26 protein-coding genes are annotated in these 26,327 nt (G+C 57.7%); 8 read left to right on the plus strand and 18 right to left on the minus strand.

Annotated elements, in window-relative coordinates; translation table 11 throughout:
* Positions 1-148: 148 nt before the first annotated feature.
* The gene (locus ACSFE6_RS05145) at positions 149-1,699 is read right to left on the minus strand and encodes a YfcC family protein (protein WP_435426581.1); all 1,551 of its coding nucleotides are present in this window, start codon (positions 1,697-1,699) and stop codon (positions 149-151) included.
* A gap of 712 nt (positions 1,700-2,411) precedes the next feature.
* Here ACSFE6_RS05145 and ACSFE6_RS05150 point away from each other — a divergent pair.
* On the plus strand, positions 2,412-2,993 hold the full coding sequence (locus ACSFE6_RS05150; protein WP_435426582.1) for a hypothetical protein: 582 nt from the start codon (positions 2,412-2,414) through the stop codon (positions 2,991-2,993).
* Between the two features lie 47 nt (positions 2,994-3,040).
* On the opposite strand, the gene ACSFE6_RS05155 is transcribed toward ACSFE6_RS05150, so the two are convergent.
* The 6 genes from ACSFE6_RS05155 to ACSFE6_RS05180 form a co-directional block, all read right to left on the minus strand.
* Positions 3,041-4,039, minus strand: coding sequence for a 3-hydroxybutyryl-CoA dehydrogenase (locus ACSFE6_RS05155; RefSeq protein ID WP_435426583.1), 999 nt, complete (start codon positions 4,037-4,039; stop codon positions 3,041-3,043).
* The gene (locus ACSFE6_RS05160) at positions 4,039-5,145 is read right to left on the minus strand and encodes an NAD/NADP octopine/nopaline dehydrogenase family protein (protein ID WP_435426584.1); all 1,107 of its coding nucleotides are present in this window, start codon (positions 5,143-5,145) and stop codon (positions 4,039-4,041) included. The genes ACSFE6_RS05155 and ACSFE6_RS05160 overlap by 1 nt, the downstream gene beginning before the upstream one ends.
* 95 nt (positions 5,146-5,240) lie before the next feature.
* The gene (locus ACSFE6_RS05165) at positions 5,241-6,215 is read right to left on the minus strand and encodes a helix-turn-helix domain-containing protein (protein WP_435426585.1); all 975 of its coding nucleotides are present in this window, start codon (positions 6,213-6,215) and stop codon (positions 5,241-5,243) included.
* Positions 6,216-6,300: 85 nt separating this feature from the next.
* Entirely contained in the window at positions 6,301-7,659 is a 1,359-nt protein-coding gene (locus ACSFE6_RS05170; protein ID WP_435426657.1) for a spinster family MFS transporter, read from the minus strand.
* A 135-nt stretch (positions 7,660-7,794) separates the two neighbouring features.
* On the minus strand, positions 7,795-9,045 hold the full coding sequence (locus ACSFE6_RS05175) for an OprD family outer membrane porin (protein ID WP_435426586.1): 1,251 nt from the start codon (positions 9,043-9,045) through the stop codon (positions 7,795-7,797).
* 641 nt (positions 9,046-9,686) lie between these two features.
* Positions 9,687-10,385, minus strand: a complete 699-nt coding sequence (locus ACSFE6_RS05180) for an ion channel (RefSeq protein ID WP_435426587.1) — start codon at positions 10,383-10,385, stop codon at positions 9,687-9,689.
* Positions 10,386-11,085: 700 nt separating this feature from the next.
* On the opposite strand from ACSFE6_RS05180, the gene ACSFE6_RS05185 reads away from it, so the two are divergent.
* Entirely contained in the window at positions 11,086-13,008 is a 1,923-nt protein-coding gene (locus tag ACSFE6_RS05185) for an alkyl/aryl-sulfatase (RefSeq protein WP_435426658.1), read from the plus strand.
* Between the two features lie 195 nt (positions 13,009-13,203).
* Here the strand turns inward: ACSFE6_RS05185 and ACSFE6_RS05190 are convergent, their stop codons facing one another.
* The gene (locus ACSFE6_RS05190; protein ID WP_435426588.1) at positions 13,204-13,626 is read right to left on the minus strand and encodes a glycine zipper domain-containing protein; all 423 of its coding nucleotides are present in this window, start codon (positions 13,624-13,626) and stop codon (positions 13,204-13,206) included.
* A 286-nt stretch (positions 13,627-13,912) separates the two neighbouring features.
* Here ACSFE6_RS05190 and ACSFE6_RS05195 point away from each other — a divergent pair, with 286 nt between their 5' ends.
* Complete coding sequence (locus ACSFE6_RS05195) at positions 13,913-14,839, plus strand: transporter (protein ID WP_435426589.1); 927 nt, start codon at positions 13,913-13,915, stop codon at positions 14,837-14,839.
* A 126-nt stretch (positions 14,840-14,965) separates the two neighbouring features.
* On the opposite strand, the gene ACSFE6_RS05200 is transcribed toward ACSFE6_RS05195, so the two are convergent.
* The 5 genes from ACSFE6_RS05200 to ACSFE6_RS05220 all read right to left on the minus strand — a co-directional run bounded on the left by ACSFE6_RS05200 (position 14,966) and on the right by ACSFE6_RS05220 (position 18,318).
* A complete protein-coding gene (locus ACSFE6_RS05200; protein WP_435426590.1) occupies positions 14,966-15,193 on the minus strand; it encodes a YMGG-like glycine zipper-containing protein in 228 nt (75 codons plus the stop codon).
* An 11-nt stretch (positions 15,194-15,204) separates the two neighbouring features.
* Positions 15,205-15,585: a hypothetical protein gene (locus ACSFE6_RS05205; protein WP_435426591.1), complete on the minus strand. Its 381-nt coding sequence runs from the start codon at positions 15,583-15,585 to the stop codon at positions 15,205-15,207.
* A gap of 433 nt (positions 15,586-16,018) precedes the next feature.
* Positions 16,019-17,032, minus strand: a complete 1,014-nt coding sequence (locus ACSFE6_RS05210; protein WP_435426592.1) for an alpha/beta hydrolase — start codon at positions 17,030-17,032, stop codon at positions 16,019-16,021.
* 32 nt (positions 17,033-17,064) lie between these two features.
* Positions 17,065-17,466 (minus strand): helix-turn-helix domain-containing protein, encoded by a 402-nt coding sequence (locus tag ACSFE6_RS05215; RefSeq protein ID WP_435426593.1) that lies wholly within the window; start codon positions 17,464-17,466, stop codon positions 17,065-17,067.
* A gap of 165 nt (positions 17,467-17,631) precedes the next feature.
* The gene (locus tag ACSFE6_RS05220) at positions 17,632-18,318 is read right to left on the minus strand and encodes a hydrolase (protein WP_008020170.1); all 687 of its coding nucleotides are present in this window, start codon (positions 18,316-18,318) and stop codon (positions 17,632-17,634) included.
* A 259-nt stretch (positions 18,319-18,577) separates the two neighbouring features.
* On the opposite strand from ACSFE6_RS05220, the gene ACSFE6_RS05225 reads away from it, so the two are divergent.
* Entirely contained in the window at positions 18,578-19,039 is a 462-nt protein-coding gene (locus ACSFE6_RS05225) for a RidA family protein (RefSeq protein WP_435426594.1), read from the plus strand.
* Between the two features lie 20 nt (positions 19,040-19,059).
* Here ACSFE6_RS05225 and ACSFE6_RS05230 read toward each other — a convergent pair whose 3' ends face one another.
* Complete coding sequence (locus ACSFE6_RS05230) at positions 19,060-20,028, minus strand: LysR family transcriptional regulator (protein WP_435426659.1); 969 nt, start codon at positions 20,026-20,028, stop codon at positions 19,060-19,062.
* A gap of 300 nt (positions 20,029-20,328) precedes the next feature.
* Here ACSFE6_RS05230 and ACSFE6_RS05235 point away from each other — a divergent pair, with 300 nt between their 5' ends.
* Genes ACSFE6_RS05235 through ACSFE6_RS05250 form a run of 4 tightly spaced genes read left to right on the plus strand, consistent with a single transcriptional unit; the run spans position 20,329 to position 22,138 of the window.
* The gene (locus ACSFE6_RS05235; RefSeq protein ID WP_435426595.1) at positions 20,329-20,604 is read left to right on the plus strand and encodes a metal/formaldehyde-sensitive transcriptional repressor; all 276 of its coding nucleotides are present in this window, start codon (positions 20,329-20,331) and stop codon (positions 20,602-20,604) included.
* A 20-nt stretch (positions 20,605-20,624) separates the two neighbouring features.
* Complete coding sequence (gene dmeF, locus ACSFE6_RS05240) at positions 20,625-21,557, plus strand: CDF family Co(II)/Ni(II) efflux transporter DmeF (protein ID WP_435426660.1); 933 nt, start codon at positions 20,625-20,627, stop codon at positions 21,555-21,557.
* A 39-nt stretch (positions 21,558-21,596) separates the two neighbouring features.
* Positions 21,597-21,953 (plus strand): hypothetical protein, encoded by a 357-nt coding sequence (locus tag ACSFE6_RS05245; RefSeq protein ID WP_435426596.1) that lies wholly within the window; start codon positions 21,597-21,599, stop codon positions 21,951-21,953.
* A gap of 2 nt (positions 21,954-21,955) precedes the next feature.
* Positions 21,956-22,138 carry a DUF1289 domain-containing protein gene (locus ACSFE6_RS05250; RefSeq protein ID WP_435426597.1) on the plus strand — a complete coding sequence of 61 codons (183 nt, stop codon included), beginning with the start codon at positions 21,956-21,958 and terminating at the stop codon, positions 22,136-22,138.
* Between the two features lie 190 nt (positions 22,139-22,328).
* Here ACSFE6_RS05250 and ACSFE6_RS05255 read toward each other — a convergent pair whose 3' ends face one another.
* The 4 genes from ACSFE6_RS05255 to ACSFE6_RS05270 form a co-directional block, all read right to left on the minus strand.
* Positions 22,329-22,859, minus strand: a complete 531-nt coding sequence (locus ACSFE6_RS05255; RefSeq protein ID WP_435426598.1) for a hypothetical protein — start codon at positions 22,857-22,859, stop codon at positions 22,329-22,331.
* A 523-nt stretch (positions 22,860-23,382) separates the two neighbouring features.
* On the minus strand, positions 23,383-24,462 hold the full coding sequence (locus tag ACSFE6_RS05260) for a zinc-binding dehydrogenase (RefSeq protein ID WP_435426599.1): 1,080 nt from the start codon (positions 24,460-24,462) through the stop codon (positions 23,383-23,385).
* A gap of 72 nt (positions 24,463-24,534) precedes the next feature.
* Positions 24,535-25,557 carry an NAD-dependent epimerase/dehydratase family protein gene (locus tag ACSFE6_RS05265; RefSeq protein ID WP_435426600.1) on the minus strand — a complete coding sequence of 341 codons (1,023 nt, stop codon included), beginning with the start codon at positions 25,555-25,557 and terminating at the stop codon, positions 24,535-24,537.
* Positions 25,558-25,671: 114 nt separating this feature from the next.
* Positions 25,672-26,193: a 2,4'-dihydroxyacetophenone dioxygenase family protein gene (locus ACSFE6_RS05270; RefSeq protein WP_435426601.1), complete on the minus strand. Its 522-nt coding sequence runs from the start codon at positions 26,191-26,193 to the stop codon at positions 25,672-25,674.
* Between the last annotated feature and the right edge of the window lie 134 nt (positions 26,194-26,327).

A 26,327-nucleotide genomic window follows, 5' to 3' on the forward strand; every position in this document is an offset into this window, starting at 1 on the left:
CGAGTAAAACAGTCGCTCCTGCCCACTCGATAACTGTCCCATCATGCTGTGTGATCCCCCACCGGCCAATGCAGAGATTTTGCAGCAGGCCAGACAGGGGAGCTACTTTTTCAACAGAATCGGCCAATAGCAGACGGTCAGCCCATCGTTAACTTGAAGCCATCATCACCTGAATCACCAGCATCAGCGCACCAAACACCAGCACAAAGATCACCATGGGGATCACGAACTTGACCCATTTGTTGAACTGCATACCCAGCATTTGCAAAGTGGCCAGTACTAATCCTGTAGGGGCCAGGTACAGCATTGCGTACTGCCCCCAGTTGTAGGCTGAGACAACGATATAGCGTGGTATCTCTACCGTGTCGGCCAGCGGTGCCATGATGGGCATGGAAAGCACTGCCAGTCCTGAGGAAGACGGCACCAGGAACCCCAGCACAAAAAACACCAGCATTTGTGCAACTGCGAACACACCACCATGTATCCCGGACACCAGATTCGCCGCATAGTTGAGGATAGTGTCGGAAATCATGCCCTGCTCCAGCACCAGGTTGACTCCTCGCGCCAGACCGATGATGAGCGAGACCGCCACCAAGTCGGCGGCACCTTTGCAGAAGGCATCTATCGCTTCAGCCTCCTTCAGTCCGGAAATAAAAATGATGATGATCGCAATCAGGAGAAACGAGGCGCCCATCTCAGGAAACCACCAACCACCGAACATGACGCCCCAGATCATTAGCGGGAAGCCAATGGCGAACAAGGTAATGATGATCTTGCGCCGCAGCGTGAAGGACGGCGCCTCGCCCATCGCCTCTGCTTTAAGGAAACGGTCACGGAACTTGTCGCGATCTTCATAGGTGTAGGAAAAGGAAGGGTTGGCCTTAATCTTCTTGCAGTACCAATAAAGGTATCCGATGACCGTCAAGCCCCCCACCACAAGGCCAATGGCGCGAAAAACAATACCCTCGGTAAAGGGAATGCCAGCTGCGTTGGAGGCGATTACAACCGAAAATGGATTTATGGTGGAAAACGTAGTTCCCATGGAGGCGGCGAGAAAGATGGCGCCGACGCACACAATGGAGTCATAGCCGAGCGCCAGGAAAATCGGCACCAATATGGGGTAAAAGGCGACGGCCTCCTCTTCTATTCCGCACGTAGTGCCACCTATCAGCATCACGATACAAACCAGTGCCACGAATAGAAACTCTTTACCTTGGGTCACACGCGATAAAGCTACCAGCCCCGCGCTGAAGGATTCCGTTTTATTGACGACGCCAATCAGCCCGCCGAGTATCAGGATAAAAACAATCACATCTGCTGCTTCGACTGTTCCATGAACCATACTCAGGGGGATGTGTCGGAGTAATTTTGGCGACTGTTCCAGTCGTTCATAAGTGCCGGGTATTGCGATGGGCTTGCGTATCTTTCCACTCGTGAACTGTTCTACCTTGATATTAACATTGAGTTTTTCCAACTCGGCCTGGGTAGCGGGCACCTGACTGGTCTCACCGCGTGGATTTTTTATTACGAGACTCGCATTGGCGGAATTGTATGAAAGCTTTGAATAAGCACCTGCCGGAACAATCCACGTAAGTCCAATGGCCACTACCAGGATGAAAAACAGAATAGTAAAGGCCGTAGGGAACTGCCTATGGACAGTGACACTTGATTCCGCTGATTCAGCTGATTCGGTGCTCATAGCGCACTCCTGTCTCGTGCAGACACCGCAGCCCAGTGCTGAAGCGCCTCTTGTGGAAGGACATGACGAGCATTCACACGCTCTTCTAGTTTGCTAGCGAACGTTGTAGCTGATGCCTGATCTGAAAAATGGAAGGTGATACCGCACGCATGCACTAACCACACCGAATTATCCTGGCGAGGGAGAAGTTCGATCAATGCTCGCATTTTTCTCCCATTAAGCGCCGAAGCGCCCCTAATAAACCAAGTCAGCCATGGTTGATCTACCGAAGAAACTTACTGAAATGCGATAAACTTACTCAAGTAAAACTGTAAGTACAGTGTATTCTTGGTCGCGCGACCCCTTCGAATATATTGAAATAATAGAGATTACGGAAATAGCGATTACTACTTAGGTGCCTTAGGCTTTACAGTGACTCTTGAGTTGTACAAGTTCCGTACAAACATCCCTGTAAAATATGGCTTCTCATTTTCAATTGAGAATTACTGGAAGAAGCACCTGCCTTTAATCGACAGAAGTCTGGAGGGTGTAGAAAAAACTGCTCAAAAAAATTCTTCTCTGCGGTGAGCTTTCGTAGGTTTCTGCCGATCGCCATAAGCCCTTGGTGACAGACAACAACCGGTCATTAGCCGATCGTGCAGGTCGGTTGCCAGAGGACCACTTTTCCACTGCTATGCTGATAAAACCTGTTTCTGCACTAGAGACGAGCAGTATGGCAGCCCAAGACAAGCAATCCCCGTTCATGCTCAAGGTCATGGCCTACCCGGCTGGCGTTTTCCTTGTCGCCGGGGCGACCTTAAAGCTGCTCGACACTTACTTCAACCTGACCTTGTTGGCAGATACCACGGACTGGCTGCTACGTTTTTGGGATTGGGTTTTGCTGGAAACGTCGATGCCGAATTGGTCGCTGCTGATGATTATCGCGGCGTTGATCGGCACGCTATCCGTAGCGATTTACTATGCCCGCATCACGGATGGAACCTACGGCGAGTTGCACGAAATAGAGCGAAAAGTTTACAAAAAGAACAACCCTCAGTTTCCACAGCTGACAGATGACCAAACGCTACTGATGGAAGCCTTGGCCTATCATGCGAACTTCAGAAAAATTGCGAATTTAAACTCGATTTGCAAGCTTGTCTCACTCAGCACGCTGGAAGTCGAAGCCGGTCTTAAACAGCTCCAGGCCAAAGGCCTTGTGAAGCAGAAAGTGACAAGGGGTACGTTCGGTGCAACCTTCTTTGAACTGACCCTGGCAGGCAAGGATTATGCGTTAGAGCGACTTGAGCTAACGTAGGTCGCTGACTTTGATGTGGTCAGGGCCCGACATACGGGCCCTGACGTTCAAGCCTGCTTCAAGGCGCCATCGAACGCCGGCGTCAATCCCGACAATTGCAGCTTGCGGACAAAGTCGCCAAGACGCTGCTGCTTGTAGGCGTCCACGTCCAGGTCACGGTAGTCGTAGAAACCCTGGCCATCGCGCAAGCCATTACGGCCGTTTTGCATGTTGTCGGCGATCACCTGCGGCGATTCGAAGCGCGGTGACAGCGCGCCACTGAGGTAGCGCGAGGCGTAGTACAAAATGTCTCCGCCGCCCCAATCGATGAATTCAAGCAGGCCCAGCACCGAGAAGCGCAATCCGAAACCGGCTCGCACTGCGGTGTCGATATCCTCTGCGCTGGCCACGCCCTCTTCCACCATCCGTGCAGCCTCGTTCATGACCAAGGCCTGTATGCGCGGCACGATGTATCCCGCCACCGGATTGCACACCACCGGCACCTTGCCAATGCGCTTGAGCAGTAGCAGCAGCCGCTCGACCACCTGCGGGCAGGTGGCTTCGCTGCGGCTGACTTCCACCAGCGGCATCAGGTACGCCGGGTTGAGCCAGTGCGCATTGACGAAGCGCGCAGGCGTAGTGACCATTTCGCTCAACTCGGTGACCAGGAACGTCGAGGTGGTCGATGCAATGATGGTCGACGCCGGGACATGCTCGCTGACCCAGGCGAAGGTCTCCTGCTTGACCGCGATGATCTCCGGCACCGCTTCGAACACCAGGTCGCACAGGCGTAGTCCCTCTGCGGCCTGGGCTTTGGTTTGCAGCGTCAACCGGGCCAAGGCAATGTCCGCCTGTTGCAGCTCGAGCACACCCAGGCGAACCAGCATCTGCAGTTCGCTGCGGATGTTGTTGCGCACCCGCTCGAAGTAGCCGCGCCGCTCATCCTCGGCGCGATCCTTGATATCGATGAGGGTGACCGGCAAGCCCGCGTGGATGAATGCCAGGGCAATGCCCTCGCCCATCCGGCCGGCGCCGACCACGCTGACATGGGGCAGCGCGGCGCTCATCAGTTGCAGCCTTTCGTCAGTAGTTCGGTCATCTGCGACCGGCTCAGCCCGGCCAGTCCCAGGTTCTCCAGGGTGCGCCCTTCGGCGTAGAGATCACGGCCAGCGACGACCGACGCAATGCTCAACAGACCCTGTGCCACCGGGGTCGGCACCCCGGCCCAACGGCCGACGGACACCAGGAAGGACAGGCCCAGGCGGGTGTCTTCGAGCATGTAGCGGTGTTTCTGCAGGTCGATGTCTTCGCGCCAATCACCGCTGTCGGTCAACTTACCATGGGCACCGCGGCCATACATCCACTCCTCGCCTTCGTTGGTGTTGTAGTGATCGGCCAGGGGAAAGTGTGGCGCACCGTAGGTCAGTGCTTCGCGCACCGTCATGCGTTCAGCATCCAGCTGGTTGGTCACACGACGAATCGACGGTTGGGTGCCTTCGTTGTGAATGTCCCAGGCCTCGAAATGCTCCAGGGGACCGGCGTTCATCATGATCAGCGGCGGGTGGATGATGGGGCCTGCGTTCATCAACGCGCCGCTCAGGGCGTCTTCGATCGGTTCGACGCTCGGATAGGCTTCGCGCAGAACCGCGAAAGCGTGCTCGGACAGGTTGCTCGGGAACACACCGGTCGGCAGGCGGGTTGCGTAGCAGCTGATCACCAGGTCACTGGCGCCATGCTTGCGCACCAGGTACGGCAGCGTACCGGTTTCGGCAAAGGCGACCTGGCTCGGGTTGCCTGCATCAGCCATGGCCTTGGCAAACACATAGCTGCCGAAGGTGCCCGGCGGCAGGAACACCACCTGGCCGTCGCGCAAGTGCGGCGCCACGTGCCGCGCCAAATCTTCGTGGGAGGTCGACGGCAGCGGGATGATCACCAGTTGCGCATCGCCCAGGGCCTCGGCCAGGTCGTCGGTCAGCGAAAGCTTGTCGCCTTGCTTACCGACAGACAATTGACGAGTGCCCTTATAGTCCTTGATGGTCAGGCTACCGATGGCCAGCAGTTCCTTGAGCGCTGCCGAGTCACGACGCCACAGGCGGGTCTGGTGCCCCTTTTCAGCCATTTCCACAGCAGCGGCGTAACAGCCGTGTCCACCACCCAGCACGGTAATCTTCATGGAGATGCTCCTCTTGTAAGAGACTCGATGCTATCGAGCCGCACCGCCGCAGACTCATCCGATTGCGCAGCCGACTGACGGATTGCGCAGCGGTCTCAATGCTTGCGCCGTCGCAGGGTGTCCGACGGCAGGCAGCCATAGCGTTGCCGGTAGGCGCTGGAAAAATGCCCGAAACTGTTGATGCCATGACGCAACAGGATATCGGTGACGGTTTCACCGGCCCTGCCCTGCTTCAGCGATTCGTGGATGGCCGCCAGGCGCCGGTCGCGGATGTATTCGACCGGCGCCTGCTGGAGGAACTGGTTGAAGCCATTCTGCAAGGTGCGCACCGAGACACCGCACAGTTCGCTCAAGGTCGCCAGGCTGATCGGTTCGTCGAGGTGTTCCTCGATGTAATCACGGGCCTTTTTCACGTGGTGCGGCAGAGGCGCGCGGGAATCGATCAACAGATCCGCCGAGTAGTTGTGCGGCAGTTGAGTGAGCAACAGTTGCATCAGGTATTCGGACAGGCCACTGGCCAGGCGTGAACCGTCGACGCCGCTGCCGTAAAGCCGGCAGATGTAGTCCAGGGTATGATAGAGGCTGACGACGCCGGCGCCAAGGTGGTCGACGCTGATATCAAAAATCACCGACTGCCGCAGGCTGCGGCCCAGCAGGCGTTGCAGTTGCGTTTCCAGGGCATCGCGGTCGACGCGCAGGATCAGGTTACGGCATTGCCCATCGGTGACGATGCGGCTTTGCGCGAACGGCGAGGAAACGCTCAGGTAGCCCGATTGCATCGCCGCGCTGCGCCGCCCGTGGGCCACCTCGCAATGCCCCTGCAAGGTGATTCGAAACAGGTACTGATCGGCAATGTCGCCGATGGTGATCTCCACCGGTGCGCCATAGCGCAGGTCGAGCAGTGCCGAATCGCCGAAGAATACGCCGTTGAGCCGGGTGTGGATCGGCTCGTCGCGCAGCACATTGAAACTGTGCGGGCACAGGTATTGGCTGACCTTGTCCTTGATCTCGCGGTAATCGGCCGAGCTGAGCAGGCTGTGCCGTTCCAGCAGGTGTACGTCATTCAACATCAGGGGTTCTCCTGATCGGAAGCACATCGGCCCCGCTCCCTTCAACAGGAACGAGGCCGCGGTGCCGATCGTGGACAGTGATCGATCAGGCCCGGGTCGGGTATTCCCGGGCGTAGCTTTCGCGGAACCGACGGCAACCACGCCAGAGCAACAGCACGGTCAATGCCGACGCGCCGATGATCACCAGCGACATCGACGAACCCACCGCCGCCGGCGATCCGAAGTAGCGGTCGGTCAACAACGCCACCAGCGTGGTACCCAGGCCAAGGCCCAGCAGATTACTGATCAGCAGGAACACCGCCGAGACCTGTGCACGCACCTGGTTCGGCGCGAGGATCTGCATGGCGGCAGTGGATGCCGGCATCGGGAACGAGGCGAAGAACATCGCCGGTACCAACAACGCCACTGACAGCCACAGTTCACCCACTTGCGGGAACAGCACAGCGGGCACCACCATGCCCAGGGCGCCGATGACGCCCGTGCGCATGGCGGCGTCCTGATGGCCTTTCTTGGCCAGGTAGTCGGTGAGCCATCCACCAAACAGCACCCCGGCGGTGTTGGCCAGCAACAGCACGGTACCCAGCATGTAGCCCGCCTCCATGGGCGACAGGCCGAACTTGCGGATATACAGCGCCGGGCTCCAGCTCATCATGCAGAACAGGACCATGGCGTAGAACGAAAAGCCCAGGTAATGGCAGGCGAAGGTGGCGCGGTGGCGACCCAGGAAGCGCAAGCCATCGCTCATCCCGACCTTCCTGGCCCGACCCTGGGCATCAACCTGCAAGCCTTTGCGCGCCGGGTCGCGCACGGTGAGCCAGATCAACAGACCCACCACGATACCGGGCAGGCCGACAATGAAGAACGCCAGTTGCCAGGCCTTCATCGCGCCGAGAATGGCAACCTCGATGGTGTGCATGTCCTTGAGCATCGCGATCACATAGCCACCGACCAGGAAAGCCAGGCCACCACCGACAAACGAACCGATCGAGTAGATGCCCACGGCGCGGCCAAGTTTTTCCTTGGGGAACATGTCGCTGAACATCGAGTAGGCCGAGGGCGACAGGGCCGCCTCACCGACACCGACGCCAATGCGGGCAAGGAACATGTGCAGGAAGTTCTTGCTCATGCCGCAAGCAGCCGTCGCCAGGCTCCAGAACACCACACCGACGGCGATGATTTTCGGCCTTGAGAAGCGATCGGCCAGATAGGCGATGGGCATGCCCATGAAGGCGTAGAACAACGAAAAGGCCAGCCCGTGCAGCAGGCTGAATTGGGTGTCACTGATCTGCAGGTCGGCTTTGATCGGCTCGATCATCAGCGCCAGGATCTGCCGATCCACGAATGAAAAGATGTAGGCGATCATGCACAGACCGACCACGTACCACTCGTAGAAATAGGTTTTTTTCTGCTGTTGCAGGACCGCGTTATCGACCTGGATATTCACTAGTGTTTGCTCCTCTTGGAATCCGCTCATGGGCGCAACGTTGCGCAGCACAACGAAGGGAAAGTTTCGGGGCAGAGGTAAAGCACAAAGGGTTTGAACATGGTCAGGCCTCTTATTGTTATGGGTTAAGCACGCTTACCAGAACTTCCAGGTGTAGGTCGTGGCGAAACGGAATTCGTTGTAGTCGTAACCAAACTTCTGTTTGACGTCGATGTTGCGAAGGTCCAGCCCGAGGCCTTGCAGCGCCCCGCTCTGCACCACGTAGTTGATGCCCAGAAAACGCTCGCTTTCCTGGTTGTCGCTCAAGTTGCCGCCACGGTCCCAGTTGGTCCCCTTGATGTAGCGGGTGTAGAGCTTCAACCCCGGCACGCCCATCCCGGCAAAGTCATAGCTGTAGCGCGCGCCCCAGGACTTTTCATCCGGACGGACAAACCCCAGGGACGACCAATGCACCAGATAAGGTTGCGGGATAAAACCGTTCATGGTCGGGAATACGCTGTCACCGAGCATGCGCTGGTAACTGAGGCCGAACATGTGGGCGCCCTTGAGCAAGGAGAACAATGCACCGTATGAACGGTTGTCGATTTCACCGTTTAACGCATTGCCATCTTCATTGTTGTTGAAGTAACGCAAGTCGGTTTTAAGTTTGTAGCCATTACCCAAATCAGCCATATGCATCAGGCCGAAATAGTGTTGCTGGTAAATATCGTGCAACACGCCATAGAAGTAACTGGCTTGAAGGTTTTTGCTGAAGTCGTAAGTAATTCCGCCAAAATCCAGACCGTCACTGTCGAGATTATCGGTGGAACCAAACTTATAGAGTTTCTCGTGGTTGGAGGATTCCCGTGTCACGGCAGACCAGAACCGGCCACCGGTCATCGTCAAGCCATCGACTTCTTTGGACTCGACCACGGCCCCCTGATAGATCGTATCCAGTTGACGGCTGGTGTCATCGAAAGCCACCGGCAGTTGTGGGCGAAGATCACCCACCTTCAACTCGGTCTTGCTGTAGCGCATCTTGAAGGTTGCACCGGCACGGCTGTAGTCATCGGCCGTCTGCTGGTCGCTGACGCTGTATGGCAGCGAACCGTCGTTACCCCGTGAATCCAGGCGCACGGCGTATTGCGCATCCACATCAAGCCCGATGGCCAGGGCCGTGTCGGTGTAGCCGGAAGTGAACTGCGCATCGAAACCTTGGGACCAACTGTGTATTTCAGAATCCACGGCGTTGGTATTGGTGTAATTACGATGCAAGTAGAAGTTACGCGTATCCACTTTGAAGTGACTGTCATCAATTACATCGGCCTGTGCCGCCAAGGGCGCACACATCATTCCCAATACACCGGCAATACCAAGCCCACGGCAAGACTGTTTTACCTCATACATCTAACTTCTCCACATCTGTATGTGCTGGGCACTGTATTTATAGGAGCAGGTTCAACTAAAACTAAAAATGCCGGCAGCCGAACACCGAACCCTCTTGCGCAGCAAGGTGGATTGCATGAGGGACATAAAGGGTGGTGGGTACGAGCATTGGCAGATCTCTTATTGTTTTGGGGTAAAACGCCGGGCGGACTCATGGAAGCAGTCGTCAAAACGACACATTGCTTGTCTGTAAAGGTAAGCCAGCAGACGGCGCACCGATATCGAGATGAACCGCATCCGTTGCGGGGGAAAACATCAACCCGGCTAAAGATTTCCCTTAGTCGACGCAACAGAGCAGAGAGCAAGCCTGTGTGGCATCAGCCTTCCTGAACGCACGGCTTTGTTGTTGGATGGGTCCTAAGCTAGCGACTGCTCGGCCTGCCAACCTCTCCGATTGCGCAGGCGACTCTCCAATTACGCAGCCGAATGCAGACAGCCTGAGCGCTTTTGCGAAAGCGGAACAATCCAATGAATGAGGTTGTATTGCCTGTGGCTCGGGAAGAACGGTCCAGGCCCAGGCCAATCAGTTTGTGTGAGGCGTTCCGGTTCTGGCTGAAGCTGGGTTTCATCCGTTTCGGCGGGCTCACTGGGCAACTCGAGGGTCACTTGATCTGATTCGACGGATAAAGACCGGCAAGCCGCGCGATCACAACGCCAACGTAAAAGACGCCCGAAAACTCTTCGAGCATCACCAGCGAACGGGCGTGGTTGGTCAACGGCAGAACATCACCGTAACCGGTGGTTGTGAGCGTCGTAAGGCTGAAATAGATCAGTTTGAAGAACGTGCCGGGCTGTCCGAAGTCGAGCTGCTCGGGCCCGAATGAGCCAACGCTGGTGATCTCGACCAAGGCATAGACGAAGGACCAAACGAACGCCAGCATGATGTAGCCCGCCAGTGCGCCATGCAGCTTGTCGGCTGTAATGGGCCCGCGCATGAGAATATAGCGAAGCACTCCGAAGAACGAGACAGCAAGAGACGCCGCATAAGCGATCCCGGCAAGGACAAGAATCGCGGTGCTCTCAGCCCACAACGCCGCCCACTGAAGGCCAACCCCAAGCAACGCAAGGCCCAGTTTGAGGAGCACCCCCCGTCGAGTCTGACGGGTGGCGAAAGCGCCCACCAGCAGCACCATTGAAAACAGAATGCCGAGCATCGTGCGAGCGAAAATGCCTTCCTCAAGAAAGGGAAACAGGAGGATCAATCCCAGCAAGAGCAGCAATAGATGGGTGCAGGGCCCTCGCCCTATCACTATCTGACCCAAATCCTCGTCGGACTCGGCTTCATCCTGCTGATGTGTCATAGCGGTTTCCCATAGGCCGACACAACGCTCGAGACCTGCCGCTGCACCGTTGCAACCTGACCTGGTTTTAGAAGAGAAGGCAGTGAGATTCTAGTCGCGAATGCAGATAAGTGGACTCAGGGCGCCTGCTGCCCCCTGCCTCTCTCAGGACACGGCATCGCTCCCATGAAACGAGATGCAATCGCACTTTTAAACACGAAAAGGTTGCGGGCGCAGGTTTCACGACTAGGCTCTTGCTAGCCATTGCCGGGCTGGGCGCACCTCTAAACAGCAGTTCTCGTCCATTCAAAACGAGACCTGAAAAAACCATCGGGTGCCCACGTACCGCGAGTGCTGCGATCTTTAGCGCGCTGACGTTTCTGAGCCGAATGGCCACTCGCATTTTGCTGGATTGACCACAGGGAGTTCCAACATGAAGTTGAAAACACTTGCAGCGGAAGTGTGTTTAACCACACACAAGCAGAATGCCTCAGTCCAGCCCACAGAGGCATGACGGCAGAACAAGGCCCCGCAATCCTTCCCCCACCGAGGGGAAAACAACTGGAAGTAACGCTGGTAGTTGCCTCAAAGGTACAGCGCATCAAGCAAGCAGGAGTTTTGCATGAAAGCGATCGCTCGAACCTCGTCCTTCAAGGCTGAAAACACGTCAACAGGCATTTGGAAACTCAGCACATCGGTCCTGCTCGCAGCGGCCATTGCCATGACCAACCATGCCTGGGCCGCCGAATCACCCAAGCCGGCGACAGAGGCCACCAAGGCGGCCAACAACGCACTGCTTCAGGAACTGCCGTTCAACGACAAGACCTCGTTCGAACTGGCGCACAAGGGATTCATCGCGCCGTTGCCCTCCGAACCGATCAAGGGCCCGAGCGGTAACATGATCTGGGACCCGAACAAGTATGGTTTCATCAAGGAAGGTGAAACGGCGCCGGCCAGCACCAACCCCAGCCTGTGGCGGCAATCACAGCTGATCAATATTTCCGGTCTGTTCGAGGTCACCGACGGCATTTACCAGGTACGCAACTACGACCTGTCAAACATGACCATCGTCGAAGGCAAGGAAGGCATCACCATCTTCGACCCTCTGATTTCCAGCGAAACAGCCAAGGCGGCACTTGACCTCTACTTCAAGCACCGCCCGAAAAAGCCTGTCGTCGCGGTGATCTACACCCACAGCCACGTCGACCACTATGGCGGCGTGCGCGGTGTGGTGGACGAGAAGGACGTCCAGGCGGGCAAGGTGAAGATCTATGCGCCCAAGGGCTTCCTGGAGCATGCGGTAGCCGAGAACGTCATGGCCGGTACCGCCATGAGCCGTCGCGCCAGTTATATGTACGGTAACCTGCTGCCACCGAACGAAACGGGTCAGTTGGGCGCAGGCCTGGGGACCACCACCTCCGCCGGTACCGTGACCCTGATCCCGCCGACTGACATCATCGAGAAGACCGGCGAGAAGCATGTGATCGACGGCCTCACTTACGAGTTCCTCTACGCGCCGGGCAGTGAGGCACCGGCCGAGATGCTTTATTACATCAAAGAGAAAAAGGCCCTGAACACGGCCGAAGACTCCACCCATACCCTGCACAACACCTACTCGCTGCGAGGGGCGAAAATCCGTGAACCGCTGCCATGGTCCAAATACCTCAACGAAGCCCTGAAGATGTGGGGCGACGACGTACAGGTCATGTACGCCATGCACCACTGGCCGGTCTGGGGCAACAAGGAAGTGAAGGATCAGCTGTCGTCGCAGCGCGATATGTACCGCTACATCAACGATGAAACCCTGCGCCTGGCAAACAAGGGGTACACCATGACCGAAATCGCCGAGCAGGTGAAACTGCCCAAGTCGATTGCCAGCCGTTTCTCCAACCGTGGCTACTACGGCTCACTCAACCACAACGTCAAGGCCACTTATGTCCTGCACCTGGGCTGGTTCATTGGCAACCCTGCCACCCTGTGGGAGCTGCCACCGGAGGAGGAAGCCAAGCGCTATGTCGACATGATGGGCGGTGCCGAGGCTGTGCTGAAAAAGGCCAAGGAGTACTACGACAAGGGTGATTTCCGCTGGGTCGCCGAGGTGGTCAATCATGTGGTCTTCGCTGACCCGAACAACCAGGCCGCGAAGAACATGCAGGCCGACGCCCTCGAACAACTTGGCTACCAGGCCGAGAGTGGACCGTGGCGCAACTTCTACCTGACGGGTGCACAGGAGCTTCGCAACGGCGTTCAGAAATTGCCGACACCGGACACAGCCAGCCCGGATACCGTCAGGGCAATGGACCTGGATCTGTTCTTCGATTACCTGGCCATGCGCCTGAAAGGGCCTGAGGTAGAAGGCAAGCACATCACCCTTAACTTTGACTTCACTGACCTGAAACAGAAATACATGCTGGAAATGGTCAACGGTGTACTCAACCACACCGAGGGCATGCAATCGAAGGACGCCGACGCGACCATCACGCTGACCCGCGACACCTTGAACAAGCTGATGCTCAAGCAGACCACATTGAAAGATGCGGCTACGGCGGGCGATCTGAAGGTTTCAGGCAACGAGGGCAAACTTGAGGAGCTGATGAGCTACATGGATAACTTCGACTTCTGGTTCAACATCGTCACCCCCTGATGCTTGATAGCATCAAGGCAAGCCATTGACTCCTGTCGGTGGCTTGCTTTTTTTCCCCGACATTCATGGTTTACCAACAATCCCCTGTAGGAGCCGGCTTGCTGGCGATAACGGTGTAACAGTCGACGTCAATATTGAATGTCCGACCGCTATCGCCAGCAAGCCGGCTCCTACAATTGACCTCAACACCGCTGCTTAGCCGCCATGTTTGTGTTTATGTTTGTGCTTATGCTTGTGGTCGGAGTGATGGTCATGGTCGTCATCGTCAGCCAAATTGTTGCCCACCGCACTGCCTGCCGCGCCGCCCAGTCCCGCGCCGATCACACCGCCTGTGGAGCCACCCACACTGTTGCCAATCACCTGACCACCGGCTGCCCCGAGACCGCCGCCAATGGCTGATTCCGTCTTTTTGCCGCTCTTGGCCGTCATGGCGCCCCCGGCGGCACCGCCCACGCCGGCGCCGATCGCCGCACCGGTGCTGCCCCCCATGGCCTGACCGACCACGCTTCCGAGGGCACCGCCGATACCGCCACCGACGGCGGTGTTCGTGGTTTCACCGGCGAAGACGTATTGAGATGCAAGTAAGCTAAACGCAACGACAGACAATGATTTACGCATCGAACAGACCTCAAGTCATTCAAAAGAGCAGGAAAGTCTGTGGGTCCGTGATAGTCAGGTCAATGCAAATTCAGCCGCGCATTAATCTGGATCAATCAATCGCCGGGCAGGATGACCGCTTATCGAGCAATTACTCTATTGCGTGATGCGATGGCTGTCTTTTGCCCGATCGTACAGAAAGTGCGGTCACACAACGCTGGCGATAGCTTTGAATGCTAAACGAATGCGGATGCGCTACAACAATACAGAGAGCCCTGAGGTCCTGACAGGAAGCGAGCGAACGTGCATGAAACACAATCTCTGCGTCGTCAGGCTGGCTCGGCTCGCATCCGTTTCGCTCATCATGGTTGCCCCCAGTGCAGTCGCCGAGGATCTCGAACCCAGGTCCTACGCCAATACACCAGTTGGTATCAATTTCCTGCTCATGGGCTACAGCGATCTCCACGGTAACGTGACTGCCAACCCTTCAGTCCCACTCCAGAATGCCAAGCTCAACATCAAGACTGTCGTGTTTGCCTTTGCCAGGTCCCTGGACGTCTGGGGTCGCTCCGGGAAGTTCGATATCGTCGTGCCTGAAGCCAGATTGACGGGCTCGGCGCTGTTCGCCGGTGAACCCAGGGAACGAAATGTGACGGGGTTGATCGATCCAAGGTTCCGGTTCTCGGTCAACTTGTATGGCGCCCCGGCGATGTCCCTGGCTGAGTTCCCCGGCTATCAACAGGATGTGATTATCGGCGCCAGCCTGGCAATCACGGCACCACTTGGCCAATACGACTCCAGCAAGCTGGTCAATCTGGGCAACAACCGCTGGTCGTTCAAGCCCGAACTCGGGATTTCCAAGCGCCTGGGTGCCGTGACCCTGGAGTTATCCGGTGCAGGCACCTTCTACACCGACAACGACCAGTACCTTGGCAACCGAACTTTTTCCCAGGACCCGACTTACCAGGTACAGACGCATCTTATCTATGCCTTCAGTAACGGTATCTGGGCCTCGCTGGATGGGACCTACTTTGCCGGCGGGAGTAGCTCAGTCGATGGGATCGGTAACCACGACTTTCAGGAAAACACACGCTATGGGGGCACCCTTTCGCTGCCGTTGAACCGAAATAACTCGCTGAAGCTGTTTGCCAGTGAGGGTGCGCATACCCGTACCGGCAGCGAATACGATGCCATTGGCATCGTCTGGCAGTATCGCTTCGGCGGAGGGCTTTGAAACTTGGGGCTTTCGCTACATTTAATTCATGCGTTCGCCAGATATTTTCCTGATGCGGGTTGTTACCTGCCATTTGTGACAGACGTGTATCGGCCCCAAGCATACCCATGCGCGGTTTTGGCCCATCTACTTCTGCTGTCTACTCCCTCTGATATTACCGACAACCCCGCCGGCGACAGCGCCGACCGCGGCCCCCGTCCATCCACTGCCACCGGAGATTGCGGCAATGCCCGCGCCGGCCGCAGCACCGATGGCCGCACCGCTTACCGTCCCCTGCTGCTGAGCCGTCATCGAAGTGCAACCGATCACGCTCGCAGCGGTGAGGACTGCGGCAAACAAAAGACACCTCTTCATGTTCACCTCCGCTATTGATTCTGCTTGAGACCGGGCAAGACCATCTCGAACCAGATGGTCTCGAGGACGGGGCGTTTCACTCGGTCGGGATTGGCGGCGTACCACTGGTTGAGCCTTTCGCGCACAGAATCGAGCGTTTGGCCCTTCAAGCCCCTGCCGAAACGCGGGATAAGGCTCTGCTCATCAGACGGCGGTTTCGCCCCATAGTAGGCCGCCTCCACCTCGTAGGCATTGGCGATGCCGATGAGGTAAACCTTCTTGAGCTGCTCCGAAGACTGCACCCATTGCTCGCCGGTGATCATGGCAACCCCTTCGGCGCGGGCAATACCCGATGTCGTTACCAGGGTCACCCAGACCAACCATACCAACGTGCCCGATCTCAATACGCTCATCGCCTTCCCTCCTCGCCAGGTTGAACCTCGACGCCCGACGCTCGTTTCTGCGCCCCGCGCGTCCATCATCAGCCGGTAACCCTGCACCTACGGACAAGTTTAGATTCCTGTGTGAAGGCCGCGATGTTTTTGACGCATACAGGCGCGAGAGCTGCTAACGCTACACCGGAAACGAAAAAGCCCGCTGTTTAGCGTAATGCTGTTCACTTAAGAGATGGAGCGAGCAAGCTACTACCTGTGGCGAGCGAGCTTGCTCGCGCTGGGGCGCGAAGCGGCCCTAAAAATGGGACTGCTACGCAGTCCAGCGGGAGCAAGCTCCCTCGCCACAGGTACCGTGTTTGTTCTTAAGTGAACAACATTACGCTGTTTAGCGGGTTTTTCGTTTCCGGCGGTGATGACCCGTTCATGGATACATCTGCGGTCTTGAGTGGAGTCACTTCAAATGAACTTTCAGCTCTTCGCCAGCCTGCAGCATTGCAGAGCGTACCGCCGGAACCTGGCTGACCACGTTCAGCAAGCCGTAGTCATGGATCATGCCGTTGTAGCGCACCGCAGTGACCGGCACGCCGGCCTGGTCCAGTTTGCGAGCGTAGGCTTCCCCTTCGTCACGCAGCACATCGGCACTCGCGGTCTGGACCAGCGCTGGCGGCAGGCCTTTCAACTGCTCAGTGGTAGCGCGCAGCGGCGAGGCGTAGATCTCGGCACGTTGCTTGGGGTCGTTGGTGTAGTTGTCCCAGAACCACTTCATCATGTTCCTGGTGAGGAAGTGCCCCTCGGCGTACTGGTCGTACGACGCTGTCTCGAAGTTGGCGTCGGTCACTGGCCACAGCAGCACCTGGTACTTAATGGCCGGGGTACCTTTGTCCTTGGCCATCAGGCTGACCACGGCTGCCATGTTGCCGCCGACGCTGTTGCCCGCTACCGCCAGGCGCTTACCGTCGACATTGATTTCCTTGCCGTGCTCGGCCACCCATTTGGTTGCCCCGTAGGCCTGGTTGATCGCCGTCGGGTAGTGCGCTTCAGGGGACGGGGTGTAATTGACGAACACCGCCACCGCCCCGGACCCGATGACCAGATCGCGCACCAGGCGCTCATGGGTCGGGAAGTCGCCGAGCACCCAGCCACCGCCGTGGAAGTACATGAACACAGGCAAGGTCCCCTTCACACCCGCCGGACGCACGATGGTCAAGCTGATGTCCTGGCCGTCGACGGTGATGGTCTTCTCGCTGACATCCGCCTTGGGCAGTGTCAGTTTTACCCCGGCCTGAGCGCCGGTCAGTACCGCGCGGGCATCCTTCGGCGAAAGCTGCTCGATGGGTTTACCACTGCCTGAGTTCAATGCATCGAGGAATGCCTGGGTGTTGTGTTCGACGCCAGAGTCAGCGAATGCGCTACCGATCGACAAGGCAAGGAGCGAGCCGACGAGTGTTTTGGTCAAAACGTTCATTTCATATCTCCTGTTTCTGGTGCTTTACCGTTTCAAGCAACGACCGCAATCGGGCAGATGGCTTGTTGCTGCCAAGCCTTCGGTGTCATGCCTTCAGCCTTCACGAAGATTCGGCAGAAGTGAGATTGATCGCTGAAGCCGCATTCCTGCGCGATCTCTGTGAGCAACATCGTGGAAGCCTTCAATAGCTCTCTGCTCTTCATGACCCGCTGTTCACGCAGCCATTGCTGCGGGGGCATCCGGGTGCTTTCCTTGAACATGCGTGAGAAGTGACTGCGCGACAATGCGCAAGCTTTGGCTAATTCAGTCACTGAAATGCCGGTATCCAGCCTGTCCAGCATCAGTTGTTTGGCAGTTCTTATCTGCCAGGGTTTGAGCTGCCCTGTCGAAGCCAGTGTGAGCGTCGCCAGCACGGTAGATTTGTCCTTGTTCATACACATCCATTAATCCAGGTAACAGGATGCGAGCGCCTGACTCGAACAGCGCCGGGCATTGGAAATCCCCAGGGGTTTCCAGGCCAGGCTCGTTGACTCGGTTCAGTCGACTGCGCACCCTTCGCAAGTCTGTGAACAGCCCCCAGGGCAGGGGCTGGCGGTGGCTCAGACAGATGCAGCGACTGGCGCCAAGGTGGGGCCATGCTGAACGCGCTCAGGCGCCTTGTGCACCATGGTGTAGGCGTAGTCGACGCCCATGCCATATGCACCGGAATGTTCCTTTACCAGTTCCATTACGGCGTCGTAGGTATCGCGGTTCTTCCAATCCCGTTGCCATTCCAACAGCACCTGCTGCCAGGTCACCGGTACCACGCCGGCCTGGATCATGCGCTGCATGGCGTAATCGTGGGCTTCTTTGGTGGTGCCGCCGGAGGCGTCTGCAACCATATAGATTTCATAGCCGGCATCGTTCATTGCCGACAGGGCGAAGGTGGCGTTGCATACCTCGGTCCACAAGCCGGAGACGATGATCTTGTTGCGACCATTTCTCTTGAGTGCGTCGCGTACCTTCTGGTCATCCCAGGAATTCATGGAGGTGCGCTCCAGCAGCGGGGCGTCCGGGAACACAGCGAGTAGCTCGGGGTAGGTGTGACCTGAAAAGCTTTCTGTCTCAACCGTGGTGAAGGTGGTGGGGACATTGAAAATCTTCGCTGCCTTGGCCAAGGCAACGGTATTGTTTTTCAGCGTTTGCCGGTCAATGCTCTGAACGCCGAAGGCCATCTGTGGCTGCTGATCGATGAAGATCAGTTGGCTATTAAGCGGAGTCAGGACTTCAGTTTTAGGATTGCTCATTTTTGTTTCCTTTCAGCTCGATGATGTTCAATCGCACAAGTCTCGGGTCCCGCACCTTGCAGGCACTACCGTAGCCTCGAACGCACTCCTCAGCGTCGTTGCTTGAGGACGAGCAAAAGATAACGAAACAAGGCGCCTGCCGGTGGCGCATTTTTGCGCTCCTGATGGCTCATTTATGAGCCATCGAATACGCGATCGCGCTGCTAGCATTCGCCCACCCATTCGGATCAAGTCGATCCCTCATGTGCAGGAGAATGCAATGGCAGCTTCACAACCGTTCAACAAGCAGACCGCCTACTGGGGCGTTTCCTGGGAAGAGGCGTATGGCTATCCGCAGGCACGGCGGGTAGGAAACGAGATCTACGTATCTGGTCAATTCAACCATGATGAGGCAGGTAATCTGGTAGCCCCGGCGCCACTGAACGCCGACGGTAAGCCCAGTGATTTCTCTTCGATGGGAGAGCAGATGCAGGTCTCTTACGACAACATTTCGAAGCTGCTCGCCTTGTATGGCGCAACGATGCAAGATGTTGTCGAGGAAACGCTTTATGTGCTGGACATGGACGCTGCGTTCGCGGTGGTCGGCAAAGTGCGCAAGGCGGCCTATGGCACTGAGCGGCCTCAGTGCGCGAGCAATATCATTGGGGTGTCGAGACTTGCCCAGCGTCCGCAGCTGATCGAGATCGTGTGCAAGGCGGTGATTGGCGCCCGAGACATCTGAGCTGCACTCCCGGTTTCGATCTAGGTGACCGGGAGTATCAATTGCCCCTCGACCAAGGGCTTTTGACTGGCCACGGCAGCGGCGCAGAAGGTCATGAATGCTTTGACTCGCCACGATTTTCGAATGTCCTGGTGAGTCAGCAGCCACAACTCATCCTGAAGCTCTGGCACCACCGGGCCGGCGCGTACCAACCCTGGGGTTATGTCGCCCAACATGCAGGGAAGGAATCCAAATCCCAGACCCGCCGCGATTGCAGCGCTTGCTGCTGCAACAGAATCGGTGCGGTACGCTATGCGCTCGGCAGCGACTCTGCTTTCGACATAGCTTGTCGCCTTCAAACCGCAGAGCGCTGAGGAGTATGACACCCATGCCTGGCCCTCTTCGAAAAGGGGCAAGGCAGTCATCTGCTTGGCGCAGCAGTAAGGTGCCCAGGCAATGTTCGCCAATTTACGGCCCACCAGGCTTTCTGCAGGTTTTCTCGTCGCTCGAATCGCGATATCCGATTCATCCCGGGCGAGGCTAAGGGTTTCATTGCCCACCAACACCTCGATGGTGATCCCCTCGTTCAGGGCCTTGAAGTCCGCGATGATGGGGGTGAAGAAGTACAGCAGCAGCGAGTCGCTGGTGGTAATTCGAAGTTTCCCGAGGGGGCCTTGGCCTGATCGTGAAACACGCCGCGTGACGCTGACGATATCCAGCTCCACTCGCTCGGCGAGTGCTCGCAATTCAGCACCCTCGGCGGTGAGCAGATACCCTGATTTGCGGTGATCGAACAGCGCGATGCCGAGCGTTCGCTCAACTTGAGTAACTCGGCGCGAAACGGTGGATACATTGATGCCAAGCTTCTTGGCCGTAGCCGAACGATTGCCGCAATCACTGAGCGTCTTGATGATGCGCAAGTCGTCCCACGAGAGCTGATTGACAGCCTCGCCTACGTCCCACTTCGTCCCATCAGGGGCAGCCGGAGCTTTTCCAGTTGGCGATTTCACACAGTTCGTTCCAGATGCAAAGGCGCTGATGATACGAGAAGGGGTTGGGAGAAGCAGCCACATTGTTCCGGCGATCGGTTGAAAACTGTTATGCCGACTGGCTGCCATGTGTCGACTACTGCCCTCCTCGGCAAGCTGCAACCGGCCAGAATCAGGCATTCCGGGTCACTTCGCTCCCTCTCGCAGTTGAAGCCCCTCTCTGCTCCCCGGGGGTCGTAGAAGATCTCTCCATCCGCCGACCTTGCATAGGTATAGGGGGTATGCCTATCATGCGCAATGTATAGGTAGGGGGGGTATCCCGTGGGTCATATCGCAGCAAACAAAGACGATCTTCTCAAACGCGTAAAACGTATCGCCGGACAAATCCAGGCCGTTGAACGGGCATTGGAGTCGGATCTGGAATGCGCCAAGACACTGCACCTTGTCGCCGCCACTCGCGGAGCGATCAATGGCTTGATGGAGGAGATCATCGAGGACCACGCGCGCGAGCATGTCGCCAACCCCGCGCTCAGCGAAGAGGAACGTAACAAAGGCGTCGAAGAGCTTCTTGAGGCCATTCGCCGTTACGCCAAGTGAACACTTCAAGGTACACACCCATGGGCAACACCCACATCAACTACACACACGACCACATGTTCCTTGGCTCAGCACACGACGAAAATGCCAAACGTACACTTTGGGTCGTGATACTGACCGTTGTGATGATGGCTGGCGAGATCACGGCCGGGTACATCACGGGCTCGATGGCGTTATTGGCCGATGGCTTTCACATGGCAACCCATGCCGGCGCATTGGGCATCGCTGCGGCCGCCTATGGCTACGCAAAACGCCACGCGTCCAGCGAACGCTACAGTTTCGGTACAGGAAAGGTCGGAGACTTGGGAGGGTTTGCCTCGGCGCTGATTCTCGCCATGGTCTCCCTGGGAATCGCCGTTGAGTCAGTCATTCGCCTCTTGCAGCCAACGGAAGTTCAGTTCGGTACCGCTACGCTCATCGCGATTGCCGGTTTGATCGTCAACATTGTCAGTGCCCTGCTGCTGGGCCACGGGCACAGTCATGGGCACGATCACGATCACGATCACGATCACGATCACGATCATCACCATCACGGAAACGACAACAACCTGAAATCGGCCTACGTCCACGTTATCGCGGATGCGTTGACCTCGGTCCTGGCCATAGCTGCACTGCTCGCCGGTCGGTATCTGGGTTGGGTGTGGCTGGACCCGGTCATGGGCATCGTCGGCGCCATTGTTATCGCACGCTGGGCATGGACCTTGATGGGGGTCACCGCCGGCGTACTGCTGGATCAGACAGATGCGCACGTTGCCGAGGAAATCCGTGAACTGGTTGAGAACCCGGGGGATGCCACCATCACGGACCTGCACGTCTGGCGAATTGGACCGCAGGCCCATGCGGCCATCGTCAGTGTCCTTGGTGAGGCCTCGGTCAACGCCGACAGCATTCGTGAGCGTCTCAAGCCGGTTCACGAAGTCCGCCATCTGACGGTTGAGTTTCGACCGGCCTGATTCAACGCTTCCCTACCATTTTCACCAAAGGAACCCGCAATGCCCCCAGGCAAACGTGAACTGGCGCGGATCGAACGCCGGTTGATCGCCACGCTCACCGACGCGTGCGAAATCGCAAAAGGTGAAATCAAAGGCTTTACCTGGCTCACCCACACCGCTGACTTGAACACGCTGGCTGAAACCCTGAAGGTCATCTGGGTGTTCGAAACCCTGGCCGACAAACAACTCGCCCAGGCCAACGCAAAGGCTCGTATCTTTGAGCTGACGGCCATCGCATTGAACGAGGCCGACATCGGCCTGACCCCTTCAGACCGCGCTGTCCGTTTCGACTCAGAGGAAGAGTGCCAGCGCTCTCACGGTGGCGATTGGCAAAAGCGCCTGGCCAAAGGTTACTGACGATGGCCAAGGAAATCGAAAACCCCTGCATCTCGGTTTGTCAGCTCAGTGGTGATCTGTGTGTGAGTTGCGGGCGAAACAAGGAAGACATCAGAAAGTGGAAACGCATGAAGCGGCCTGAAAAAATGGCCGCTGTGCAAAGGGCGAAAGTGCGCTTGAAAGGGCTGAAAAAAACACAAGGTTAATGTTTGCGCTTATGTTTGTTATCGGAGTGATGGTCGTTATCGTCGGCTAGATTATTGCCGACCGCACTGCCCGCCGCGCCGCCGTGTTCGTGGTTTCGCCGGCGAAGGTGGCGTGTCATTCAGCATAAATATTGACTGAACCGACCGCTTCGCGAGCAGGCTCGCTCCCACAGGGGGATTGGGCATGTCTTCAGACGCCCTTTGAAACTTCGGCATTCGCTGCCGCAAGCGGCCCAACGAACATCACCTTCAGCCGATCACGTCCGATGACACGGGCCAGTTCTGCGATGACGCAATACATGAATATCAGCGTAATGAGCAAAATCTGGATGGCCCAAAAGCGCGGCCAATTCATCGAGGACCACAGCAGCGCGTTGGCATCCATGAAGCCGGGGGCTTCTTTCCAGTAGTCGTACAGTCGCTCCAGGTAATGAACGATCAGCGCGACCAAGGCATACATGAGTGTTTTCCAGGTGACGTTCCAGATCAGCGGTTTATCGGGAAAACGGTTGATGAACGGCAACATGTCCGCAACCAAAACGGACTTGCCGAGCACCAGGGAAGCGATCAGCACCGACGCTGAAACCGGCAGATCAACCCCCGACCCTTTGATCATGAGCGCGCGAATCAGGGCAACGATGTGCAGGATGACGAAAAAGAAAATCGTCGGCGGTAGCACTTTCATGAATTCATGTTTGATCTTGTGCATCACCGTGTTCATGTCGGTTTCCTCCGGCTAAGTATTTCGATGACCAACCAGACGATGTTAGGGGGCGCTTGCCGGTTTTTTTCAGCAGCGCGTCGAGCTTTTCATCGGCCACTTTGTCTTGCTCAACGCGTGGGATCGCAGGCTGCATGTTGTCCTGTTAAACCACGGCCCGACTCAATTCCGAAGCGGGAAAAGCCCCATTCGCCAACATTGCCTGCTCCTGTCCGAATGCGCTGGCGGACAAGGCCGATGCGCAACAGAACGCTGAAACGAGTACTGCAAGGCTGGATCGGTTGAGCATGTGGGGCTCCTTTGCTCTGCTCCATGATGACGGGCACGGGGTGGGCCCCATGAGATTGCGCAGGCATGAGTGTAGACAGGAAAACGCCTGCCACCCTGCGCCCTCGATTAAACGCCGTGCACGGCTCTCTGTGGGAGCGAGCCTGCTCGCGAAGGCACTCTGACAGCCGACATCGATGTTGTCTGACACGCCCCTTTCGCGAGCAGGCTCGCTCCCACAGGTTTTTCAGCATGATCAATCGAATGTGATCATGACCTTGGCTTGTTCATCCGGCTTGCTCAGGGCCTTGAACGCCTCGGCCACGCCATCGAGCTTCACCGTGGAGGTGATCAGCGGCGACGCATCGAACCGTTGCTCGGCCAGGTCGTACAAGGTCCGGGCAAACTCTTCGCCGCTGTAGCCGTAGGCAAAGCTGATGTTCATTTCCTTGGCGATACCAACCAGGGGTTCGATCCGGTCCGACTCCATGCACACGCCGACAACGATCAGGCGACTGCGCGGTGGTGCGCTTTGCAGCACTTGTTGGATCAGCCCCGGGATACCGACGCATTCGAAGATCACACAACGCTTGGGTTGCGGACCGAGGCCGAACATGGCCTGGGGTCCCTTGATGTCGTAGCCAGCCGGCGCCGCCACCTCGACCCAGGACTGAAACGGAGACTGTTCGGCCGGATTGACCACCACATCGGCGCCCATTTTTTCCGCCAGCGCACGACGCTTCGGTGAGAAGTCCGACGCCACCACAGGGCCGATGCCCCGTGACTTGAGCACGGCAATCAGCGCCAGGCCAATCGGGCCGCAACCGATCACCACAGGCACTTCGTCACCCGCCAGTTGCGCCCGGTTGACCGCATGCACGGCGACCGACATCGGCTCGGTCAAGGCGGCCAACTGCGCGGGCAGATCACCCGGCACCGGCACCAGCAAACCTTCAGACAGGACCATTTGCTCGCCGTAGCCACCGGGATAGCCATTGGAAAAACCGACATGCTCGAAACCGTTCTGATTGAAGATGAACGGCATCGAACACACCCGGGTGCCAACCTTGATTTTCTTGTCGCTGCCCGGTCCGTGATCGAGGATTTCACCGCAAAATTCGTGACCGAACACCACGTCCTCGTTGGCATCGAAGTCCACCGGGATACCGCTGCGCTTGAAGTTGCCCAGCACGTGTTCGCAGTGATGGAACATGTGCAGATCCGAACCGCAGATTCCGCAGGCCAGGGTCTTGACCAGCACTTCGCCAGCCGCCGGCATCGGTGCCTTGACGGTGTCGACCAGCAATTGTTTGTCGCGCATGACGACCGCTTTCATGGAATGTCCCTCTTGTCTTTTTTGGAGTGGGATCGGCCAGCGGATGAACCTGCTGGCCGCTGGCAACCTGGGTCAGCCGATCTGGCCGTTTTCACGCAACCAGGCCTCGGAGCGGCGCACGCCTTCCTCCAGGTCGACCTTGGGTTGGTAGCCGAGCAGGCGGCGGGCCTTGGCGATGGACACGCCGCCTCGGCGGGCGAACATATACAGGGTGTCGGGGGCGACTTCGCTATGCTTCTTGAGCAAGCGATTCATGCCCCAGAGCACACGGGTGATGGCCACCGCCACACCCAGGGGCAAGGTGCGCGGCGAACCGCTGCGCCCGGCCCAGCGCCAATGGTTGGAGAAGAACGTCTTGCAGGTCACGGCCTGGCTGGCGCTGATGTGGAAGATCTGGCCGATGGCCTGAGGCAGGCCGGCGGCGAGCATCACGCCGTCGAGCAGATCGTCGATGTACACCGGGGTGAAAATTCCTTCGCCGCCATTGGGCAGCACCAGGGCACCGGCCTTGGCCATCTTCAGCGGTTCCGTGAGCCAGGCTCGCGAGCCCGGCCCATAAACATCGCCCGGTCGCACGATGGTGCACTCCATCTCCCCGGCTGCATGGGCCGCCAGCACGACATGCTCGCTGGCGCCCTTGGCCACGCCATAGCGGTACTGGCTGCCGATCACCACATCGCTGCGCTCATCGGCGTCTCCCTGGTAGTCCCAGCCCAGTGCTGCAATCGAGGAAAACTGCACGAAGCGTTTGGCGCCGCCGACAATGGCGACATCCAGGCAGTTGCGCACGCCCTGTACCGAGACGTCGCGATATTGCTTCCAGCAAGCGCTGAGCGAGACCACTGCCGCCGTGTTGATGAACAGCTCGCAGCCCTTGGCGTGACCGGCCCAGGCCTGTGGCCGGGTCAGGTCACCGGCGACGATGTCGTTGGCCGGGTCGGCCACCAGGTCCATGCCGCGCACTTGCGCGCCGAGGGCCTTGTAGCGCGCGGCCAGGGCCCGGCCGATGAAACCGCTGGCCCCGGTGATGAAAACGGAGCGTGGCACCTCGGGGGTTTGGCCCGCGCTACCGGTGGGCATTGTGACGTCAGTCATGAAATGTCCTTGGGTATTGACCCACGCGCACTGGCGCCAACCGCGCTCGATGCAGTGCAGGTGGGAACGACCGGAAGAGAAAGGTCACCTGCCCCAGGCAGGTGACGACGGCTGTCAGCGCGCGCGCGTGGTGTAATCGGCCGCGCGCGGGGTGATGTACTTCGCCGGCTCAAGACCGCGTTCGCGCACCAGGTGGTCGAACAGATGCATGATGTCGCTGGCATCCATCAGGCCCAGGTAATTGCCTTCGTTGTCGAAGTTCACGTTGGCGCCGTGGACCACCATCACCGTATCGGTCGGCTCGGTGTTGCTGGACGGGACCATGAACTGATGGATCGAACCCCCCGGCTCGAACAGGTAGCTGCCGGCGGTTTGCGGCTGGTCTGGATACTCCACGTAGTTCCAGCGGCCGGTCAGAGTGAAAAAATGCACGGTACCGGTGTGGTAGTGACGCGGCAGCACCACACCTGGCTGGAACACCACGCGCAGCACCCAGACGCCGGCGCTCGGGTCGAGAAACAACGGCTGCACGTCAACGCCAGGCACACCCGGCAAGGCGTCCTTGTACATCGGCAGTTCGTGGGTATTGAGGGTCAGCAGGTCTTTGTGTTCGTGGACTTGATTGGGCATCGCCATTTTTTTGTTCTCCTGATTTTCGGCTTGAGATCACGATCGAATCGGTCTCCATGCTGCATCAGGTGCCTCGTTAAAATTTGACATTTCATGCCAGCAATCTTTCAATGCGCGACAAAACGAGTGGGAAGAATCGT

The sequence above is a fragment of the Pseudomonas baetica genome, from assembly GCF_051216495.1.
In the GTDB taxonomy this organism is placed as follows: domain Bacteria; phylum Pseudomonadota; class Gammaproteobacteria; order Pseudomonadales; family Pseudomonadaceae; genus Aquipseudomonas; species Aquipseudomonas baetica_B.

Coding starts and splice junctions, on each gene's coding strand:
- ACSFE6_RS05160 (WP_435426584.1), bottom strand. CDS start 5,145: ATGAAGATTACCGTGCTGGGTGGTGGACACGGCTGTTACGCCGCTGCT.
- ACSFE6_RS05270 (WP_435426601.1), bottom strand. CDS start 26,193: ATGGCGATGCCCAATCAAGTCCACGAACACAAAGACCTGCTGACCCTC.
- ACSFE6_RS05175 (WP_435426586.1), bottom strand. CDS start 9,045: ATGTATGAGGTAAAACAGTCTTGCCGTGGGCTTGGTATTGCCGGTGTA.
- ACSFE6_RS05210 (WP_435426592.1), bottom strand. CDS start 17,032: ATGAACGTTTTGACCAAAACACTCGTCGGCTCGCTCCTTGCCTTGTCG.
- ACSFE6_RS05260 (WP_435426599.1), bottom strand. CDS start 24,462: ATGAAAGCGGTCGTCATGCGCGACAAACAATTGCTGGTCGACACCGTC.
- ACSFE6_RS05220 (WP_008020170.1), bottom strand. CDS start 18,318: ATGAGCAATCCTAAAACTGAAGTCCTGACTCCGCTTAATAGCCAACTG.
- ACSFE6_RS05185 (WP_435426658.1), top strand. CDS start 11,086: ATGACCAACCATGCCTGGGCCGCCGAATCACCCAAGCCGGCGACAGAG.
- ACSFE6_RS05155 (WP_435426583.1), bottom strand. CDS start 4,039: ATGAGCGCCGCGCTGCCCCATGTCAGCGTGGTCGGCGCCGGCCGGATG.
- ACSFE6_RS05180 (WP_435426587.1), bottom strand. CDS start 10,385: ATGACACATCAGCAGGATGAAGCCGAGTCCGACGAGGATTTGGGTCAG.
- dmeF (WP_435426660.1), top strand. CDS start 20,625: ATGGGCAACACCCACATCAACTACACACACGACCACATGTTCCTTGGC.
- ACSFE6_RS05205 (WP_435426591.1), bottom strand. CDS start 15,585: ATGAGCGTATTGAGATCGGGCACGTTGGTATGGTTGGTCTGGGTGACC.
- ACSFE6_RS05255 (WP_435426598.1), bottom strand. CDS start 22,859: ATGAACACGGTGATGCACAAGATCAAACATGAATTCATGAAAGTGCTA.
- ACSFE6_RS05195 (WP_435426589.1), top strand. CDS start 13,913: ATGAAACACAATCTCTGCGTCGTCAGGCTGGCTCGGCTCGCATCCGTT.
- ACSFE6_RS05265 (WP_435426600.1), bottom strand. CDS start 25,557: ATGACTGACGTCACAATGCCCACCGGTAGCGCGGGCCAAACCCCCGAG.
- ACSFE6_RS05215 (WP_435426593.1), bottom strand. CDS start 17,466: ATGAACAAGGACAAATCTACCGTGCTGGCGACGCTCACACTGGCTTCG.
- ACSFE6_RS05245 (WP_435426596.1), top strand. CDS start 21,597: ATGCCCCCAGGCAAACGTGAACTGGCGCGGATCGAACGCCGGTTGATC.
- ACSFE6_RS05165 (WP_435426585.1), bottom strand. CDS start 6,215: ATGTTGAATGACGTACACCTGCTGGAACGGCACAGCCTGCTCAGCTCG.
- ACSFE6_RS05190 (WP_435426588.1), bottom strand. CDS start 13,626: ATGCGTAAATCATTGTCTGTCGTTGCGTTTAGCTTACTTGCATCTCAA.
- ACSFE6_RS05145 (WP_435426581.1), bottom strand. CDS start 1,699: ATGAGCACCGAATCAGCTGAATCAGCGGAATCAAGTGTCACTGTCCAT.
- ACSFE6_RS05200 (WP_435426590.1), bottom strand. CDS start 15,193: ATGAAGAGGTGTCTTTTGTTTGCCGCAGTCCTCACCGCTGCGAGCGTG.
- ACSFE6_RS05150 (WP_435426582.1), top strand. CDS start 2,412: ATGGCAGCCCAAGACAAGCAATCCCCGTTCATGCTCAAGGTCATGGCC.
- ACSFE6_RS05225 (WP_435426594.1), top strand. CDS start 18,578: ATGGCAGCTTCACAACCGTTCAACAAGCAGACCGCCTACTGGGGCGTT.
- ACSFE6_RS05250 (WP_435426597.1), top strand. CDS start 21,956: ATGGCCAAGGAAATCGAAAACCCCTGCATCTCGGTTTGTCAGCTCAGT.